Annotated in this window: 9 protein-coding genes; 4 read left to right on the top strand and 5 right to left on the bottom strand. The window is 37.6% G+C overall.

Features of this window, described 5'->3' with window-relative positions:
- Nucleotides 1–167: 167 nt before the first annotated feature.
- Nucleotides 168–620, top strand: a complete 453-nt coding sequence (locus EV694_RS01625; protein ID WP_132688309.1) for a DUF441 domain-containing protein — start codon at nt 168–170, stop codon at nt 618–620.
- A gap of 65 nt (nt 621–685) precedes the next feature.
- Nucleotides 686–4,510: an ATP-dependent RNA helicase HrpA gene (hrpA, locus tag EV694_RS01630; RefSeq protein WP_424580037.1), complete on the top strand. Its 3,825-nt coding sequence runs from the start codon at nt 686–688 to the stop codon at nt 4,508–4,510.
- Between the two features lie 118 nt (nt 4,511–4,628).
- On the opposite strand, the gene EV694_RS01635 is transcribed toward hrpA, so the two are convergent.
- Nucleotides 4,629–6,119, bottom strand: coding sequence for a leucyl aminopeptidase (locus EV694_RS01635; RefSeq protein WP_132688313.1), 1,491 nt, complete (start codon nt 6,117–6,119; stop codon nt 4,629–4,631).
- A 101-nt stretch (nt 6,120–6,220) separates the two neighbouring features.
- On the opposite strand from EV694_RS01635, the gene lptF reads away from it, so the two are divergent.
- Together lptF and lptG are read left to right on the top strand one after the other, a co-directional pair.
- Nucleotides 6,221–7,327, top strand: coding sequence for an LPS export ABC transporter permease LptF (lptF, locus tag EV694_RS01640; protein ID WP_132688315.1), 1,107 nt, complete (start codon nt 6,221–6,223; stop codon nt 7,325–7,327).
- A 5-nt stretch (nt 7,328–7,332) separates the two neighbouring features.
- On the top strand, nt 7,333–8,403 hold the full coding sequence (gene lptG, locus EV694_RS01645; protein WP_132688318.1) for an LPS export ABC transporter permease LptG: 1,071 nt from the start codon (nt 7,333–7,335) through the stop codon (nt 8,401–8,403).
- Nucleotides 8,404–8,612: 209 nt separating this feature from the next.
- Here lptG and EV694_RS01650 read toward each other — a convergent pair whose 3' ends face one another.
- The 4 genes from EV694_RS01650 to EV694_RS01665 all read right to left on the bottom strand — a co-directional run bounded on the left by EV694_RS01650 (nt 8,613) and on the right by EV694_RS01665 (nt 14,129).
- A complete protein-coding gene (locus EV694_RS01650; protein WP_132688320.1) occupies nt 8,613–9,233 on the bottom strand; it encodes a hypothetical protein in 621 nt (206 codons plus the stop codon).
- 202 nt (nt 9,234–9,435) lie between these two features.
- A complete protein-coding gene (gene tdeA, locus EV694_RS01655; protein WP_132688322.1) occupies nt 9,436–10,818 on the bottom strand; it encodes a toxin/drug exporter TdeA in 1,383 nt (460 codons plus the stop codon).
- Nucleotides 10,819–11,012: 194 nt separating this feature from the next.
- Nucleotides 11,013–12,947, bottom strand: a complete 1,935-nt coding sequence (locus EV694_RS01660) for a MacB family efflux pump subunit (protein ID WP_132688324.1) — start codon at nt 12,945–12,947, stop codon at nt 11,013–11,015.
- 15 nt (nt 12,948–12,962) lie between these two features.
- Nucleotides 12,963–14,129 carry an efflux RND transporter periplasmic adaptor subunit gene (locus tag EV694_RS01665; protein WP_132688327.1) on the bottom strand — a complete coding sequence of 389 codons (1,167 nt, stop codon included), beginning with the start codon at nt 14,127–14,129 and terminating at the stop codon, nt 12,963–12,965.
- Nucleotides 14,130–14,275: the final 146 nt, after the last annotated feature.

The following is a 14,275-nucleotide window of genomic DNA, read 5'->3' on the forward strand; positions in this document are numbered from 1 at the left end:
ATAAGAAGTACGGATACGTGTCAATGCTGTATTATTTTAAATTAGAGGCATTATAATTCTCATTTTGATAAATTCATTGTGGTTACTCTACATAATTTATTGACTTATCCCCCCATCTCACTATTATTGGGCAAATTAGTTTTAGGCTTTGAAATGAAGGAAAAACGATGTCATTACAATTTAATTCTGTGGCGATGTTATTGGTGGTGTTAATTGTCTTAGGGGTATTAAGCCATAATTCGCCCATCACCATTGCGGCGGCGGTTTTATTGATTATGCAACAAACCTTGCTAGCGAAATATATTGATGTGGTGGAAAAATATGGGTTAAAAATTGGGATTATTATTCTTACGGTTGGGGTATTAGCCCCTATTGTGTCTGGCAAAATCCAAATTAATAGTTTGACACAATTTATAAATCTAAAAATGATGTTAGCCATTCTGGTGGGGATTTTTGTGGCTTGGCTTGGAGGACGAGGTGTATCTGTGATGACCCATCACCCAACCATTGTTACAGGGTTAATTGTTGGCACCATTATTGGTGTTGCCTTACTTGGTGGTATTCCTGTTGGGCCTTTGATTGCCGCAGGGATTTTATCGTTATTTATTGGTAAAGCGTAATGAGCAGAGAAAGATTTAATCAATTACAACAACAATTATTGACAAAATTAAATGCAAATCCACTGATGAATGTGGATTTTCGCCGTCTTTTGGCTCGCATTCGTGGCTTGCAGAAAATTCGTCCAGTAGAAAAGCAACAACAACTTGTTGAAGAGATTGAACAAGGCATTGAGCAAGCGAAAGTGCGGTTAGAAATGCGAAAATTTTTAACCCCTCAAATGACTTACCCTGATTTGCCTGTTAGTGAAAAACGTGAGGAAATTTTACAGCTGATCCAACAGCATCAAGTGGTGATTATTGCAGGTGAAACAGGCTCGGGGAAAACCACGCAATTACCGAAAATGTGCCTTGAGCTTGGTTTAGGGCAAAAGGGAATGATTGGGCATACCCAACCTCGCCGTATTGCCGCTCGTTCGGTGGCAACTCGCATTGCGGAAGAATTGCAAAGGGAACTTGGCACAACCGTAGGTTATAAGGTGCGTTTTAATGATCACATTGGCGAAAATACCCAAATAAAATTAATGACCGATGGGATTTTATTGGCGGAGATTCAGCAAGATCGTTATCTTAATCAATATGATACTTTAATCATTGATGAAGCACATGAACGTAGCTTAAATAATGATTTTATTTTAGGTTACCTCAAGCAATTATTGCCACGTCGCCCTGATTTAAAAGTGATTATTACTTCAGCCACCATTGATGTAGAACGCTTTTCTAAGCATTTTGATAATGCCCCCATTATTGAGGTTTCGGGGCGGACTTATCCTGTGGAAGTGCGTTATCGTCCCTTAACTGACAATGAGGAGCAAGATCAGTTGCAAGGTATTTTAGCCGCTGTTGAGGAATTGCAACAGGAGGGCAAGGGCGATATTCTTATTTTTATGAGTGGCGAGCGAGAAATTCGTGATACGGCGGAGGCACTGGAAAAGCAAAATTATCCGTTAACTGAAATTTTACCGCTATTTGCTCGTCTTTCTGCTCAAGAGCAAAATCGTATTTTTCAACCTACTAATTTAAATCGTATTGTGTTAGCCACCAATGTGGCGGAAACCTCTTTGACCATTCCTAATATAAAATATGTGATTGATCCCGGTATGGCGAGAATTTCTCGTTATAGTTATCGTACTAAGGTACAACGTTTACCCATTGAGCCTATTTCGCAAGCCTCGGCTAATCAACGTAAAGGGCGTTGTGGACGGGTATCAGAGGGCATTTGTATCCGTTTATATTCTGAGCAGGACTTTAATGCACGCCCAGAATTTACCGATCCTGAAATTTTACGTACCAATCTTGCCTCAGTTATTTTGCAAATGACAGCCTTAGGTTTTGAGGATATTGAGGCATTTCCTTTTGTTGATGCACCAGATAAACGACATATTCAAGACGGATTACGTTTACTAGAGGAATTAGAGGCGATAAAAATGGTTAAACATCGCCGCCAATTAACCCTTATTGGGCGTCAAATTGCACAGCTTCCTGTGGATCCACGTTTGGCAAAAATGCTCGTCAGTGCGGTACAATTTGGTTGTTTACAGGAAATCATGATCATTGTGTCCGCTTTATCTATTCAAGATCCTCGTGAACGCCCACAAGAAAAGCAACAATCCGCCGAGGATAAACATCGCCGTTTTGCCGATAAAAAATCTGATTTTCTGGCGTTTGTGAATTTATGGAAATATTTACAGCAACAACAAAAGACCATTAGCAAAAACCAATTTCGCCGTTTATGCCAAAAAGATTATCTTAATTATTTACGAGTACGAGAATGGCAAGATATTTATCAACAAATCCGTTTAACTGTACGAGAAATGGGCTTGCCGATTAATTCAACTGAAGCAAAATATGAGCAAATTCATACCGCCCTTTTAACAGGATTATTGAGCCATATTGGACAGAAAGAACAAGAAAAATCCCAATATTTAGGGGCAAGAAATGCCCATTTTGCTATCTTTCCAAATTCTGTGTTATTTAAACCCCAGCCTAAATGGCTAATGGCAGCGGAATTGGTGGAAACCTCAAAATTATGGGGAAGAATGCTTGCGCAAATTGAACCTGAATGGATTGAGCCTCTCGCTCAACATTTGGTCAAAAAATCCTATGCTGAGCCTTATTGGTCAAAAACCAAAGGTGCGGTGATGGCTAAGGAAAAAGTGGCCCTTTATGGTGTTCCTATTGTGGTTAATCGCTCTGTTAATTATGGCAAGATTGATCCAGCGGTAAGCCGAGAAATTTTTATTCAATCGGCGTTAATTGAAGGGAATTGGCATACTAAACATAAGTTTTTTATCCAAAATCAGCGATTAATTCGAGAAATCGAGGATTTAGAGCATAAATCTCGGCGGCGAGATATTTTGGTTGATGAAAAAACCTTATTTGATTTTTATGATCAACGTATTGGTAGCGAGGTAGTTTCTCAACGGCATTTTGACAGCTGGTGGAAAAAAGTTGGGACTGAAAAGCCTGATTTGCTCAATTTTGAAAAGTCTTTTTTAACCAAAGAAAATGGCACAGCAGTGAGCGAATTAGATTTTCCTAATTTTTGGTATCAAGGTAATCTAAAACTCAAATTAACTTATCAATTTGAACCCGGCATAGAGGCAGATGGGGTTACCGTACATATTCCCTTACCCTTGCTAAATCAAATAGAAAATATAGGGTTTGATTGGCAAATTCCTGGTTTACGCCAAGAATTAGTGGTGGCATTAATTAAATCTTTACCTAAATCCTTACGCCGTAATTTCGTGCCTGCCCCCAATTATGCGGAGGCGTTTTTAGCAAGAGTCACAGATTTACAACAACCCTTATTACAAAGTTTAAGCGAGCAATTTCGCCGTATGACAGGGGTAAGCGTAGAAAATGAAGATTGGAATTGGCAACAATTACCTCATCATCTCAAAATGAACTTTAGGGTTATTGATGATAAAGGACGTAAAATTGCCGAAAGCACCGATTTAGATCAATTAAAATTCGACTTAAAACAACAAGTACAACAAAGCATTGCGGCAGTAGCTGATGATGATATTGAGCAATCAGGCTTACATATTTGGAGTTTTGCTAACCTACCACAATATTATGAGCAAAAAAAACGCGGTTTTTCTATCAAGGCTTATCCTGCTTTAGTTGATGAAAAAAATGCGGTGGGTATTAAGCTATTTGAAACCGAATATGAACAACAAATTGCTATGCAACAAGGGTTAAGACGCTTATTGTTGCTTAATGTCCCCTCGCCGATTAAATATTTACACGAAAAATTGCCAAATAAAGCAAAATTGGGCTTGTATTTTACTCCCTTTGGCTCAGTATTGGCGTTGATTGATGATTGTATTGCTTGTGCTGTGGATAAATTGATAAATGATTTTGGTGGTTTTGTTTGGAATGAACAACAATTTGAGCAATTACGCCATTTTATTCGAGAGAATTTAAACCAAACCACCATTGACATCGCTCAACAAGTGGAACAAATTCTAACGACCAGCTTTCAATTAAATAAACGCCTAAAAGGCAAAATGGATTTTACACAGGCATTTGCCTTAGCGGATATAAAACAGCAACTACAAGGTTTAATTTATCCTGATTTCGTGGCAAAAACAGGTTATGAGCGTTTAGCAGATTTACAGCGTTATTTAACCGCGATAGATAAACGCATGGATAAATTAGCCCAAGATATTAATCGAGATCGTGCAGCAATGTTGCGAGTAGAACAGGTTAATGAGGCTTATCAGCAGTTATTAAATAAATTGCCTAAAGCCAAACCGCTTAGTCCGCAAGTACAAGAAATTCCTTATATGATTGAGGAGTTAAGAGTAAGCCTATTTGCTCAACAACTTGGCACAAAATACTCTATTTCAGATAAACGAATTATGAATTTGATTAAGAGTTTGGGGTAGGGGATTGCTGGGATTTTATTGTTATTTTGCTTTGAAATATTGTGTAATTAAATATCGCTTTGTTATTGTTAAAGCGCGGTCAGTTTTGAAAAGATTTACTGACCGCCAATATTAATGATTAGGCTTGTGCTTGATTAAGTAAGAATTGTACTAATAATGGCACAGGGCGTCCTGTTGCACCTTTATTGACACCTTGTAACCAAGCTGTGCCTGCAATATCAAGATGAGCCCAAGGGTAGTTTTTAGTGAAATTGGCTAAAAATGCCCCTGCGGTAATGGCGCCGCCCCAACGTCCGCCGATGTTGGCGAGATCGGCAAAGTTAGATTTAAGTTGTTCTTGATATTCTTCACTAAGCGGTAAACGCCAGGCTTGATCGGTGCTTTGTTGTGCTGCTTGTTGTAGAGCTTGGGCGAGATCATCCTGTGTGCTAATTAAACCGCTGTTATGTTGTCCTAATGCCACTACACAAGCTCCAGTGAGGGTGGCGACATCAATCACTAATGCAGGATCAAAACGTTCTACATAAGTGAGCGTATCCGCAAGCACTAAACGTCCCTCAGCATCGGTATTTAAGACTTCAACAGTTAATCCTTTCATGGTGGTAAGAATATCGCCCGGGCGATAGGCGTTGCCATCAGGTAGGTTTTCACAGCCTGCTAATACACCGATCACATTTAAAGGGAGGTTTAGTTCAGCGACGGCTTTCATCACGCCATACACTGTCGCTGCACCACACATATCGTATTTCATTTCGTCCATTGCGTCAGCAGGTTTTAAGGAAATGCCTCCTGCATCAAAGGTTAATCCTTTTCCCACTAAAACAATGGGTTGAGCATTGTTATCAGGATGATTTTTATATTCCATAATGGATAAATAGGCTTCGTTATTTGAGCCACTGGCGACAGCTAAATAAGCATTCATTCCTAATTGTTGCATTTCTGCTTGATTAATCACTTGAGTTTGGATTAAGGCACTGGATTTTGCCAAGGCATAGGCTTGATCCGCAAGGTAAGCAGGATTGCAAATATTAGGTGGCATATTGGCAATATCTTTGGCTGCTTTTACCCCTAAAGCAATAGCATTGGCGTGTTGGATTGCTTGTTCAGCCTTTGTGGTATCTTGTTGTACAAGGTGGAATGTACATTGGGTTAAGGCGAGTGGGGAGTTTTTTTCTGATTTAAAGCTATCAAAACAATAGGTTTGCTCGGCAAAGGTTTCAATTGCCCAACGGATATTCCAATAATCATCACGTTGTGGAATGGCAATATCCGTTAAGGCATTGATGATTTCTTTACAACCGATTTGTTTGATTTGGGCAAAGGTATGCTGGATCAGTTTTTTATATTGGCGAGGAGAGAGGCTATTTTCTTCTCCGCAGCCTATTAATAAAATATGTTGAGGTTTTACTTCAGGCAAATATTGTAATAACAAATGTTCGCCTTGTTTACCGCTAAAATGGGCGTGAGCAAGGATATTGCTGAGAATATGTTGATGTTGTTGGTCAAATTGAGCGGCGGTTGGCGAGAGTTTTTTCTCTTGGTAAACCGCTAAGATTAAACATTGTTGGTCTAATTGATTGAAATCGGTATTTTTTACATTGTATTGCATTTTTATTCCTCTTTTCTTCTGTTTCTGTTGTAGAATAGGCAACCCGATTATTATAGCAAATTGAATAATAATATTAAGTTTTGATGATACAAGGTTAGTTTGTGATTTTAACAAGATATTTGATTAAAGAAATCTTTAAAAGCCAGATTGCGATTTTATTTATTTTATTATTGATTTTTTTCTGTCAGCAGTTGGTTCGTGTACTAGGTTCTGCCGCTAGTGGGAATGTACCTGCGGATTTAGTGGTTTCTTTGTTGGGATTAGGTATGCCCACTATGGCACAATTAATGTTGCCTTTATCTTTATTTATTGCGGTACTTCTGACCCTAGGGCGATTGTATGCGGAAAGTGAAATAACGGTAATGCGAGCTTGTGGGGTAGGGCAACGGATTTTGGTTCGTGTCGTTTTAATTTTATCCCTCTTTACTGCGGGCATTGCCGCCTATAATGCCTTATGGCTTTCCCCTTGGGCAATTCAACAACAAGCCCAGATCATTGAAGAAGCGAAAGCAAATCCTCGTATGGCGGCATTGACGGCAGGGCAGTTTATGTCGTCAAATAATGGCGATTTTGTGCTGTTTATTGATAAGTTAGAAGATAATAAAATCAAGGATATTTATTTATTCCAAATGCGTGAGCGGGGTAAAACCAAGCCCTCAGTGGTGGTTGCAGAAACAGGGGAAATGCAATCTTTGCCGAATGGCGATCAGATCTTAACCTTAAATCATAGCCAACGTATTGAGGGAAGTGCGGTGCTACCTGATTTTAAAATTACTGAATTTGATCAATACCAAGCCTATTTAGGGCATCAAGATGTTACTGCACAGGATAATGATACCGACTTATTTGATTTCCACAAATTGCTCAATGATAACTCAAGTATTGTCAGAGCGGAATTGAATTGGCGTATAAGTTTAATTGTTGCCGTACCTATTATGGCATTGTTGGCTGTGCCAATGAGCAAAGTCAATCCTCGACAAGGACGTTTTGCCAAAATATTACCCGCATTATTACTTTATTTAATTTATTTCTTATTACAAAGCTCATTAAAATCAGCGGGAACAGCGGGGAAACTTGATGTTGGATTATTAATGCCATTGGTGAATGTGGCATTCTTATTGTTAGCTATATGGCTAAACAGTTGGGATACGGCATTAATGCACAAAATTCGCTATGCCATACGCAATAAAATGGCATTAAAAGGATAATAAATATGATGAATGTATTAGATCGTTATATTGGTAAAAGTATTTTAGGGGCAATTTTTGCCACCTTATTTACCCTAGTGGGATTATCAGCCATTATTAAATTTGTTGAGCAATTTCGTAGTGTCGGAAGAGGCAGTTATGACACATTGCAAGCGGTATTATATACCCTATTAACTATTCCCAAAGATATTGAGACCTTTTTTCCTATGGCGGCATTATTAGGAGCATTAATAGCCTTAGGGAATTTGGCCAGTCGTAGTGAATTAATTGTGATGCAAGCGGCAGGCTATTCTCGTTTAAAAATTGGCGTATCTGTGATGAAAACCGCCTTACCATTAGTGATTTTTACCATGATTATTGGCGAATGGGGTATTCCACAAACGGAACAATTTGCTCGAGATATGCGTGCAAAAGCCTTAGCTGGCGGTTCATTATTGTCAGTAAAACAAGGGGTTTGGGCAAAAGATGGTAATAATTTTATTTATGTGCAACGGATCAGTGAAGATAATTATTTACAAAATTTGTATATTTATCAATTTGATCAAGATCGCCAGCTTAAATCAGTAAGCCACGCCAATTCAGCAAAATATGAAAATGGAGAATGGGTTTTAAGCCAAGTGAACCAATCACAAATTTTGCCTGATGAAATTCAAACCACAAGCCGTTTAAATCAAGTGTGGCAAACTAATTTAACCCCAGATAAATTAGGAATTGTTTCTTTACGCCCAACCTCTTTATCCATCACAGGGCTATCCAATTACATTAGCTTTTTAAAACAAACGGGACAAGATGCAAAAAAATTTGAATTAACCTATTGGCGAAAATTATTCCAGCCAATCTCGGTAGGGGTAATGATGTTACTTGCCCTTTCTTTTATTTTCGGCCCACTACGTGGCGTTACCGCAGGGGCGAGAATTGTAACAGGCATTTGTTTCGGCTTTTTGTTTTATGTGGTCAACGAAATTTTTGGGCCATTGAGTTTAGTGTATAATGTTGCCCCTATTGTAGGGGCATTAATCCCAAGTCTATTGTTTTTAGCCATTACTTGGTGGTTATTAAGCCGTAAACGAGATTAAAATTTTTTCAAAATGTACCGCACTTTTAGTTTATCGCCATTTTAAATTGAAAATCAGATGTACGGCGGAAGTATTACTTCCGCAGAATGGCTATATGATCTTAAAGGAAATTGGGGCTATAATCCTTAGCTCTAATTTCTCTCGCCCAACGAACATAATCTGCTGGAAAGAAAGATTTTTCTGCTATTTCTAAATGTCGTATTAGTATTTTAATCTAATAACATAAATGGCAATGCAATAATTACTAAAGGGAATGTCATCACATCTAAAGCCAATGCCATCGGTGTCAGGGATACTTTATTTACAATTTTACCAAATTCAGATTGTTCGTGTGATAGCATTCCAGTAACAATTACTGTAATTGGAATTGATTGTTTCATACGTTGTTGAGTTGTTGGTAATGATTTAGCTTGATATAAACTTCCTTTTAGAGAAATACAATACTGATAAAAGGCAGTTTTTTCATTAAATGTAAAATTTAATTCTTCCAATTTCTTTAACTCTTTTTTATCTGCTGTTTGATAATGTAAACAAAATGAGCTTGTGAAATTATTATATTCGGCCTTTATGATTAGTTCTTCTTGTACTGCTTTACCACTTTCTGAAAGGTAGGGCATTTTTTGGTCATTGGTAATGATAAAATTATATTTAAACTTAGTTTGTAGTAAATTTAATAATTTTTGTGAATCTTGTTTGTTGATAACATACCAATATTTATTACCAAGAAAAACGAATCGCGGATCAGCTTCTTTAGTCATACCAAAAGCAAGAATTTCATCATCAATCGTTTCGATATGCTTAGTTGTATATGTGTATTTTTTTAGGTTCATCTTTCAGCCAAACCATCGCTGAAAAACAACCTGTTAATAATAATGAAGATAAGATAATTAAAGACAAAGATAAGAGCTTTTTCATTTTTACCTCATTAAAAAAGGGGATGAACTGAGTGTAAAATCAATGAGATTTAATATTCTATAATAATTTTATAAAAAAACCTGCTGTGATAAGCAGGTTTTTATAGATTATTGGCTATTATTTTTGAACAACCAACTGATAAGGAGAATAATAGCCCCCCATTGCACTATATACGGCATTTTCATTTTGAATTAGGCTGTATTTAGCGTTGAGGATAGACAATTCAGAAGTTTTTTCGGTGTTAATGGCACTTAACCAATCGCTTAATTCAGATACACCTGCATCATAGCGGTTTTTATAGTATTGACTGATCCGTTTATCATAGTCATATTTTTTCTGTAAGTTAGCAAAATTTTGTAATGATTGGCTATAACTATAATAATTCGTATCAATTTCATTTAATGCGGTGGTGATAGATTGTTCAAAGTTGACTTTTGCCGTTTCATAAGCCGCCTCTGAAATTTTCACGTTCCATTTTACCGTATTCCAGCTTAAGAATGGCAAGCTAATGGATACTGTTCCCCCTGCGATAGGCGTATTAAAGGCATTGTCCACTTTGTTGCCGCTAGAGCTGAGTGTGCCGCCAAGGGTAATGCTTGGGAACCAGCTTTTTTGGGTGGCTTTTGCATCTTTAAAGGCACTGCGTAAGCGGTATTCATAACCTTTTACATCAGGGCGATTGGCGATAGCTGAAACAGGCACATCGAGATTTACCCCAGCCAATTTTACATTGAGAATGTTAGGATAAATCACATTAAGCGGTTCATTTGGTTTTAAATTCAATAGGTTACGCAAAGTTTGTTCAGCGGTTTTTAATTGAGTTTGATAGCTGATTAATGTATTACGAGCGGTAAGCACCGATTGTTGAGCTTGATCGCTACTGGCTCGATCTGCTACCCCTTGTCGCCATTTATTTTGCATAACATCGTTGATTTGGTTGTAATATTTAATGGTTTGCTCGGTCACCTTAATGGCATCTTTTAGGTAAGCAATTTGATAATAGCTGGTAATAACTGAGTTGATTAATGAAAGACGTGTTGCCGCCAAATCTTCTACGGTAGCAGCGTGTGTCCATTCGGCAGCATTGGCAGCATCGGCTAAACGTCGCCATAAATCTAAGGTATAGCTAACTGATAAAGCTCCTTTATGTTTAATTTCTGAACTACCAATATTAAGATTTTTTTCAACAGAAGAGCCTATTGTGCCACTAAACGTCGGTACTAAATCAGCTCCCAATAAATTGGCATTATATAATGCGGTATTCACGCTAATCGCGGCTTTGGCAAGATCTTTGTTATTTTCTAGAGCAAGTTTCACTAGGCGGTCAAGTTGCGGATCTTGATAGAGATCCCACCAGTTTTCATTGACTTGGTATTGTTTGCTAATAGCTTCATATTGTTGGAAATTTTGTTCCGTCGCTTGGAAGGAGTCGTCTAAATTTGCACAACCAACTAATAAGCTAGACAGGGTCAGTGCAAAGGCGATTTTATTTAATTTCATAACGTTCTCTCTTTAGGTTAATAATCTATAGTCGTTTCAATTTAAAATAGGACAAGGCGTGTCAACGCACTATTATTTTAAAAACAAACAACTATAAAGTGCGGTCAGTTTTAACCGCACTTTTGTGGATAATCTTAGCAAAAATTTGTTTTTTTTGCTTATTTTTGTTGCATCAATATTGTTATGCTCTTGATTTATTCCCTTGCTAACGCAGTAATTGGATTGAGTCGTGCCGCATTTTTCGCTGGCATATACCCAAAAATCACGCCAATTAAGGTAGAGCAAATAACCGCAGTAACAATGGATAAAGTGGAAAATACCATCACAAATTCGCTACTTAATAAATTAAATAGCGTGCCAATAATAACGGATAAAATAATCCCCGTTACGCCACCAATTAAACAAATTAAAATGGCTTCAATCAAAAATTGTTGCAAGATATTGGATTGTCTTGCACCAATCGCCATTCTTACCCCAATTTCTTTGGTGCGTTCGGTTACCGATACAAGCATAATATTCATTACACCAATGCCGCCCACCACTAAGGAAATGAGTGCAATAGATGAAATCAAGAGTTTCATCGTATTGGTGGTATTTTCCACTGTTTGCTTTATGGTATCGGAATTCATCACAAAGAAATCTTTTTTGCCATGTCGTACCGTTAGCAAATGGGTTAAATCTTTTTCAGCCACTTGAGTATTGACATCATCTTTGATTTTAACGGTAATAGAATCAATATGGCGATCGCCTGAAATTTTATTCATTGCGGTGGTATAAGGAATCCAAACATTGAGGCTATTGCTTTGCATTCCCATCGTGGATTGCAATTCGGCGACCCCGATAATGCGTAAAGGTTTTTTATTGACGAGAATGATTTTGCCTAGTGGTGAGCTATTTTTAAATAATTGCGTAACGGTATTTTGATCCACAACAGCGACTTGCTCACTATGTTTTACCTGTTCAGCATTAAAAAATTGCCCTTGTAACGCCTTAATACCTTTAACATTAAAATATTGTTCACCAACGCCACGAATTTGTGCGGTCAGGGTTTGATTGCCATAGGTCAAATTACCGCTGACGGAACTGTTGGGCGTTGAGCTTTCAATATAACTTTGTTTGGCTAAAATATCGGAATCCGCAACAGTAAGATTTTTAGTGCGATCTGCTCGCCGATCGCCAAAACCTGTACCATTATAAATATCCATCGTATTTGTACCTAAGGCATTAATATTAGACAGAATTTTTTGTTGTGAACCATTGCCTAATGCCACCACACATACCACAGAGGTAATACCAATAATAATGCCTAACATCGTTAATAATGAACGTAATTTATGAGCAATAATGGCGGATACGGACATTTTAAAAGATTCAATAAATTGATCACGATAAAAGCTAAAACCCCGTTTTACAGGGGAAAGTGCGGTGGATTTTTCAATAATTTTTTGTGATTTTTGTTGATCACGAATAATATTGCCGTCTTTAATTTCAATGACACGATTAGCAAAGTCAGCGATATGTTTATCGTGGGTAACCAAAATAATGGTATGCCCCTCTTGATGAAGCTGGGTCAAAATTTCCATGACGGTTTCGCCACTTTTGGAATCTAATGCTCCAGTAGGCTCGTCAGCGAGAATAATCTCGCCACCATTCATTAACGCACGAGCAATACTGACTCGCTGTTGTTGCCCACCTGATAATTGGCTTGGTTTATTGTTTATTTTATCGCCAAGCCCTAATTTAGTTAATAATTGTTTTGCTCGCTCAAGACGGCTTTTCTGATCCATACCCGAATAAATAGCAGGTAACGCCACATTTTCTAAGGCTGAAAGCGTGGATAATAAATTATAGCGTTGGAAAATAAAACCAAATTTCTTTTGGCGTAGATCTGATAAGGCATCGGCATCTAAATGGCTTACTTCTTGTTGTTCAATTTGATATGACCCCGATGAAGCGGTATCTAAACAGCCAATAATGTTCATTAAGGTGGATTTGCCCGAACCTGATGTACCAATAATCGCGACAAAATCGCCTTTTTTAATGGTTAAATCAATATCTTTAAGCACCCGAGTGCGATTATCATCGTTACCAAAATATTTGTTGAGCTGTTTAATTTCAATAATATTCATCGTCATTACCGCTCACTAAAATAGACGAGGTCCACGTCCACTATTTCCCACTTGTTCACCATTAGCAAGTTGAGATGATACAACCTTTTCTCCTGCTTGTAAGCCTGAGAGAATTTCGGTATTCATATCGTCATTTAATCCAATGGTAACTTCCCGTTGTTCCACTTGATGATTGCTATTTAATACCTCAACAAAGGTCTTATTGCCTTGTTTTCTGAGAGTCAAGGTTGGAACAAGCAAAACCTCTTTCGCTTCAGCAATGGTAATGACATTGGTGGTACTCATACCGATAAATAATTTATTATCGGAATTATCAATCAAAATATTGGCATAATAATATACCGCATCTGTATCACTCACTGATTCACTGTATTCATTATCGGTCAAGGTACTCATCGCAGGATCAACGGAATAAATGGTAGAATGATATTGCTGATCTGGCTCAGAAAGGGTGGTAAAACTCACCGCTTGCCCCGCCTTAATCTTAGTAATATCTCCCTCAGAAATTTCTGCTTTAATTAACATTTTGCTTAAATCCGCCACTTGCACAATGGTCGGGGTAGTTTGATTAGCATTTACCGTTTGCCCTTCGGAAACAGGGATAGAAATGATTGTACCGTTAATGGGAGAAGTAATGGTGGTATAGCCTAAATTCGTTTGTGCCGTATTCACATCAATTTCTGCTTTTTTGATACTAGCTTGAATATCTTCGATATCCGCTTCTGCCGCCGCTAAAGTATTTTTTGCTGAATTAAAATCATCTAAACTGGCAGATTTACGCTGATATAAGGTTTGTATCCGATCAAATGAAGATTTTGCCACATCATAAGCCATTTTTTTCGCTTTTAATTGGGCTTTATAAGAATCTAATTCAGCCTGAACGGTATTTAAATTATTTTGCTGTGTGGTGGAATCAATTTCCGCAATCATATCACCTTGTTTAACTTGTTGTCCTAATTGCACATAAATTTTCTTAATTTGCCCTGAAACCTGAGCACCCACTTCAACACGATTAGCACTACGCACTGTACCATTAGCAATCACGGTTTTTTGTAAATCACCACGACTAACGGTTTCGGTTAGATAGGTCATTTGATTGTTATTTTTGCCATAGAAAACATAATAGCCAAGCAAAAGCAAGGCAAGCACAATAACCATTATTAAAAAACGTTTTTTATTCATCATTGTTCCAATTATCATTCAGTTTATTTATGACAACAGTCTAAACCAGACTTCTTAATGAAATCTTAAGGCAAATGTTTGCAAGAAAGTGAATGAACATTCATTCAGGTGGCGTATTTTAAGGACTCTGTTTTGTAAAAGGAATA

The sequence above is a fragment of the Volucribacter psittacicida genome (assembly GCF_004339025.1).
GTDB classification, from domain to species: Bacteria; Pseudomonadota; Gammaproteobacteria; order Enterobacterales; family Pasteurellaceae; genus Volucribacter; species Volucribacter psittacicida.

Excerpts from the sequence above, each read along its gene's own strand:
- EV694_RS01625 (WP_132688309.1), top strand. The coding sequence starts at position 168 with ATGTCATTACAATTTAATTCTGTGGCGATGTTATTGGTGGTGTTAATT.
- hrpA (WP_424580037.1), top strand. The coding sequence starts at position 686 with ATGAATGTGGATTTTCGCCGTCTTTTGGCTCGCATTCGTGGCTTGCAG.
- EV694_RS01635 (WP_132688313.1), bottom strand. The coding sequence starts at position 6,119 with ATGCAATACAATGTAAAAAATACCGATTTCAATCAATTAGACCAACAA.
- lptG (WP_132688318.1), top strand. The coding sequence starts at position 7,333 with ATGATGAATGTATTAGATCGTTATATTGGTAAAAGTATTTTAGGGGCA.
- EV694_RS01650 (WP_132688320.1), bottom strand. The coding sequence starts at position 9,233 with ATGAACCTAAAAAAATACACATATACAACTAAGCATATCGAAACGATT.
- tdeA (WP_132688322.1), bottom strand. The coding sequence starts at position 10,818 with ATGAAATTAAATAAAATCGCCTTTGCACTGACCCTGTCTAGCTTATTA.
- EV694_RS01660 (WP_132688324.1), bottom strand. The coding sequence starts at position 12,947 with ATGAATATTATTGAAATTAAACAGCTCAACAAATATTTTGGTAACGAT.
- EV694_RS01665 (WP_132688327.1), bottom strand. The coding sequence starts at position 14,129 with ATGAATAAAAAACGTTTTTTAATAATGGTTATTGTGCTTGCCTTGCTT.